5 protein-coding genes are annotated in these 5,083 nt (G+C 28.0%); all 5 read right to left on the bottom strand.

Annotation, left to right across the window (positions count from 1 at the left end; translation table 11 throughout):
- Positions 1-105: 105 nt before the first annotated feature.
- Positions 106-1,026: a YeiH family protein gene (locus BLQ00_RS17020; RefSeq protein ID WP_093145519.1), complete on the bottom strand. Its 921-nt coding sequence runs from the start codon at positions 1,024-1,026 to the stop codon at positions 106-108.
- 76 nt (positions 1,027-1,102) lie between these two features.
- Complete coding sequence (locus tag BLQ00_RS17015; protein ID WP_093145518.1) at positions 1,103-1,987, bottom strand: LysR family transcriptional regulator; 885 nt, start codon at positions 1,985-1,987, stop codon at positions 1,103-1,105.
- Positions 1,988-2,167: 180 nt separating this feature from the next.
- Positions 2,168-3,046, bottom strand: coding sequence for a T9SS type A sorting domain-containing protein (locus BLQ00_RS17010; RefSeq protein ID WP_093145517.1), 879 nt, complete (start codon positions 3,044-3,046; stop codon positions 2,168-2,170).
- A 117-nt stretch (positions 3,047-3,163) separates the two neighbouring features.
- A complete protein-coding gene (locus BLQ00_RS17005) occupies positions 3,164-4,771 on the bottom strand; it encodes a tetratricopeptide repeat protein (protein WP_093145516.1) in 1,608 nt (535 codons plus the stop codon).
- 32 nt (positions 4,772-4,803) lie between these two features.
- The coding region (locus BLQ00_RS17730; RefSeq protein WP_217629443.1) for a hypothetical protein at positions 4,804-5,083 on the bottom strand (280 nt) is incomplete at its 5' end.

The following is a 5,083-nucleotide window of genomic DNA, read 5'->3' as shown; positions in this document are numbered from 1 at the left end:
GCCTATGGCATCTCAAAATCAAGAATACCGTATGATAAAAATTATGTTTCAAAATTAAACTAGAATTAGTTGTTTTTTAGCTCAGTTCTTTGTTGTACACTGGCTTTAACTCAAAATATAAATTAATGAAAAAATTGAAATAAAAATCCACAACGTCAGCGCTAACACAATAGGTTTCATTCCAGTAGATTTCAAATCTTTTATAGAAATGGTTGAGCCTACTAAAAACAAAGTTATTATTAATAAACGTTTAGCCATCAATACAATAAAGTTAGTAGCTGTTTCAGGTAAAATATGGTAGCTATTAATTATTATTGCAATAATAAATAAAACTATAAAGTAAGGGATTTTTATTCTTTCTCCCTTTGTTTTGAATAAAAACATTGAAAAAATGGATAAAGGGATAATCCACAAAGTTCTAGATAGTTTTACTGTTGTTGCAATTCTCAATGCTTCGTCTCCATAACCTAGTGCAGCTCCAACTACTGAACTTGTATCGTGTATAGCAATTGCACACCAAAAACCGAATTGTTCTTGCGTTAAATTTAAAAAATGTCCAATTGCTGGAAACACGAACAACGCAATAGAATTTAGTAGAAAAACAATACCTAAAGCAATACTTATCGTTTTACTTTTAGCTTTAATAACTGGAGAAATTGCAGCAATGGCACTTCCGCCACAAATTGCTGTTCCAGAAGTGATTAGATGACCTAGTTTTAAATCTAATTTTAGAAGTCTTGTTATTAGCAAACCTAGCGTTACAGTTAAAAGTATTGAATAAATAGTTAAACTTAATCCCTCTTTACTTGTTTCTAAAGTTTCTTTAATAAACATTCCAAATCCTAACCCAACAACCGAAATTTTTAAAAAATAATGGATTGCTTTATGGCTGGATTCTTTAAACGGATTATTGAAAATAATGGTATATACAAAACCAAGTAATAATGCTGTGGGACTGTTTATTACACCTAAAAGTGCAATAATAATTATAAGGAAGTAAACAGTTTTTGAAAATATATCTTTCATATCATTTCGTGTTATTTGATACAAAAGTAGATTGAATTAATAACTTATAAGCAAATTAATTTGTTATCATAGATAACTAAAGGTTATGATTAAGTCGAATAAATTTTTCAAATTTTTCCAAAGAACTTGAAAGGTAACCTGTTCTTTTTACAAAATAAAACCATCTTTCAATACTCAAACCTTTTATGTCAATTACCTTGAGGTTGTTATTTATTAAATCATCATTAATAGCATTGATTGAAAGAAGTGCAAAATCGTTAGAGTTGTTTAAATAATTTTTAATAGCTTCTGTACTGTTCAATGTTACTACACAATTTAGTTTTGAGATTTTATTTTCAACTAAAAAACTGTCTATTACTTCTCTAGTTCCAGAGCCTTTTTCACGTTCAATTATTGGAATTTCTTGTAGCGTTTTTATATCAATACTTCCTTTTTTAAATGAAGAATTATTAACATTTGTTACTAAAACAATTTCGTCCTTTATAAATTTTTCAAAATGTAGTTTTGGGTTAGAAAAATTCCCTTCTGTAATTCCAAAATCGATTTCCTCATTTAAAATTAAATTTTCAATATTTTCTGAATTATCACTAATTATATCAAACTTTGTTTGAGGGAATTGCATTCTAAACTTCGCAATTACTTTAGGGATGACATAATTGGATAAGGTTGTACTTACTCCAAAATTTATTAATTCTGGAAAGGTTTCATTTTTATGTAGAAATTGCTCGTCCATTTCAGAATAGATAGCTAATATTTTATTTACATATATGAGGAACGATTTTCCTTCTATTGTTAATTCAATGGAGTTCCTTTTTCTAACAAAAAATGTTGTTTCGTATTCTTGTTCTAAATTTTTAATTGCTTTGGATATGGCAGGTTGTGAAATATATAATTGCTCGGCAGCTTTTGTGAAACTTAAGTGTTTAGCAACAGTTTTGAATATGTGTAACTTTGTTTTCATTAGCTTGTGTACAACGGTATTGTATATGAAAAGTAGCAGGAATATCTGTGTCTTTTTTCATATTAAAAAACAAAGATAGCAGAAAAGAACTAACTTAATATTTAGCTCTTAACTGCTATTTTTTATATACGTTGTTGTAGTGCGTTTCTAAATTTTTCAACGTTTAAATACAGTCCAACATTATTCTTTAATGATTTTATATGTTTCATTATTAATTGTTAAGAAATAAATACCTTTTATTAGTTTACTAATATCGATCTTATTTGAGATATTGTCTAAGGTACCCTCTTGAATTAGTTTACCTGTAGTTGAGTAAATTTGAAAATTTTCAAAAATAGGAAATTTACTGTGGATATAAATAACACTAGAAGTTGGATTAGGGTATACTTGTATACTATCTTTTGTAAACTCAGAGATGCTCAAAACCTCATCAAACCAAAATTCATCCAATGTATAATTTCCAGGACCAGCTACGGCTATTGAATATCCTATCGCACCTACATTTGAAGGGTCAACTGAATTAAAAAAGTTTTCAAGATCCAAACTATAAGTGCCAGGACCTGAAATAGTAATTGGCGAAGACTGGTCAATTTCTGAATTTGTCATATTCGGAGTGTAGAAGAAAAATTGTACTTGAACAACATTTGGACTAGCCTCAGAAAATGTAAGGTTTAATGTTGTTGCCTCACTCAAATCTAAAGTAGGTGAAAATGGTTCTAAATTGCTAGGTTGTATAAATCCAGTACCCTCAACAGGGAATCCAGACACAAATTGTTCTGCATAAATAAAAACTTCGAATATTCCACCTGCTGTTGCTGTAACATCAAAACTATATTCATTACTTGAAACTGAATGATCAAATGGTTCTGGTCCAGTTGGAGCTAAAGCAAGTGAATTAATAATTCTAGTAAAATCTGTAAGTTGTTGACTTGTGTATGTTCCTTGATTTGCATCTGCCGTTCTTGAAAATTCACCAGTGGTAAAATCATCAATAACTATTTGTGCTAATGAAATAGACGAAAAAAATAAGGATATAATAATTAAATAATAAGTTTTCATAAAGTTTTGTTTTAAATTTCAGCAAACCTAAATTTATTTATTCATAATTTAATTCTTTATCACACACATTACATAGGGACAATATAGGGACAGCTTTACTTTTATCATATTTAACTATCACAAATTGTTAAGTAAACTGATAATTGTTTTCTTTGTTCCAGTAATACCAAGCTTTTTTCTTAACCTAGTTCTTGATTTCACTACACTCTCGTTAGTAATATTCAGAATGTCAGAAATTTCTTTGGAAGACATATTCATTTTTAAAAAAGAACAAAGTCTTATTTCATAATGTGTAAGTCTTGGATATTTTTGATTGAGCTTTTTAATGAAATTTGGATGCACTTGTAAAAAGTCTTTTTCAAAAGCTAGCCATCCATTATATTTCTTATGAAAATTTAATTTAGAAATAATCTTATTACTTAATTCTTTTTGTGTTTCGTTTTCAAATTCTTTATTAAGTAAATTTATCGACTGAAGCGTCTGATTAATTATGTCATTTTTACGTTTAATTTTTAATTTATCAAAAATAGATTCTCTTCTTTTAGAAGAAAGACTTTCTAAAAGTTTTACTTTTTCATTTTTAAGGTAATCATTTATTTTTTGTTTTTTTATTAGACGATTGTACTGGATTAAATATAATAGAATAAGTACTGAAATTGATACAAGTAGTGTTACAAGTATTAAAAGGTTTCTTTTTTGATTCTTAAGTTCAGTCAATTCTTTTTGTTTAAGTTTTTGCTGAAAAACAAACTCAGATTCTTTCTCAATAAGTCTAATATCTAATTGACTTTCAAAGTTTTTTTCATTATAGTAATTGTATTTTTTTTGATAAAAATACGCGCTATCAAAATTAGATTTTTGCTCAAAAGCCTCACTTAAAAGTTTGTTAGAATATGCGTTTCCGTTGTAGTCATTTGCCTTTAATAGATTAAGAGATTTATGTGAATAGTAAATAGTTTTTTCAAAATCTTTTTTATTTAAATTCAATTGAGATAGATTTGTGTAAATAACAGGTGTTAATCTAGAAAATCCCATCTGACTAACCTCTAGACTTTTAAATAGATAATCTTCAGCTTGATAAATAGCACCACGATTCAAGTAAAAATTACCGAGATTGATATAGTTTATTGCAAGATTATAATTATTTGAAAACCTTTGGTTTATTTGAATTGACTTGTTATAGTAGGTCAATGCTAAACTGTCTTTTCTTTGGGAACTGTATAATATTCCTAAAGAATTGTATACGGATGCAATTGACGAGTCGTTTTTTATACTTTTAAATAATTTTTCAGATTCTTTATATCTTAGTTCTGATTCGTTAAAATCTTTGGCATACCAATTAATATTACCTTTTAACATTTCAATTCTTGCTATCAACCTACTGTCGTTGATTTTTTTTGCATACTCGCTTGAAATGATTAAATAATCTTCACTTTTATTAAATTCTGAGTCTGAAAGAGCTGAAGCTATAATATAATTTGAATGTGCTATTCCGTAATCATAATTGAGTTCATAAGAAAATAATAATGTATTCCTTGCTATTCTTTCAGAAACTTGAACATTATATTTTAAATTCTTATAAGCCTCTTTTAAATTATCATCAATGGAATCTAAGCTAATAATTTGATCATTTGTATTATTGGTTTGAGCAGCAATATTAGAACTTAAATTAAATAATAATGAAGTCGTTAATAAGATTAAATATTTATATGATTGTTTATTCAAATTAAGATAGTATTTAAAAAATTATGTAGCCTTTATTCAGGACGAGTCATAAAACAATACACTGTGTTGTGTATTGTTTTGTGTGGAGTTCGTCTTGTGATCCAAATATACTGATAATTAGGTAAGAAGCTATTTACAGTGGACGTTGGTGTATCATTAGTATGAAAGGGAGTATCTGGAAGACACGGTTCATACGCGCCGCAGGCAATGATACACCAACGGGTTTGTATAATAATTGTGGCGCTTGGTGCAGCGTGCGGCTTGAAGCAGCTGCGACCTTTTAATTCTTTCTTAGTTCTAAATTCTTCAAAG

This window comes from Ulvibacter litoralis (assembly GCF_900102055.1).
Classification (GTDB): Bacteria; Bacteroidota; Bacteroidia; order Flavobacteriales; family Flavobacteriaceae; genus Ulvibacter; species Ulvibacter litoralis.
This window is presented reverse-complemented; position numbering and strand designations above follow the sequence as displayed.

What these genes read in the sequence shown, in the direction of transcription:
- BLQ00_RS17020 (WP_093145519.1), bottom strand. Translation starts at nt 1,026, where the DNA reads ATGAAAGATATATTTTCAAAAACTGTTTACTTCCTTATAATTATTATT.
- BLQ00_RS17015 (WP_093145518.1), bottom strand. Translation starts at nt 1,987, where the DNA reads ATGAAAACAAAGTTACACATATTCAAAACTGTTGCTAAACACTTAAGT.
- BLQ00_RS17010 (WP_093145517.1), bottom strand. Translation starts at nt 3,046, where the DNA reads ATGAAAACTTATTATTTAATTATTATATCCTTATTTTTTTCGTCTATT.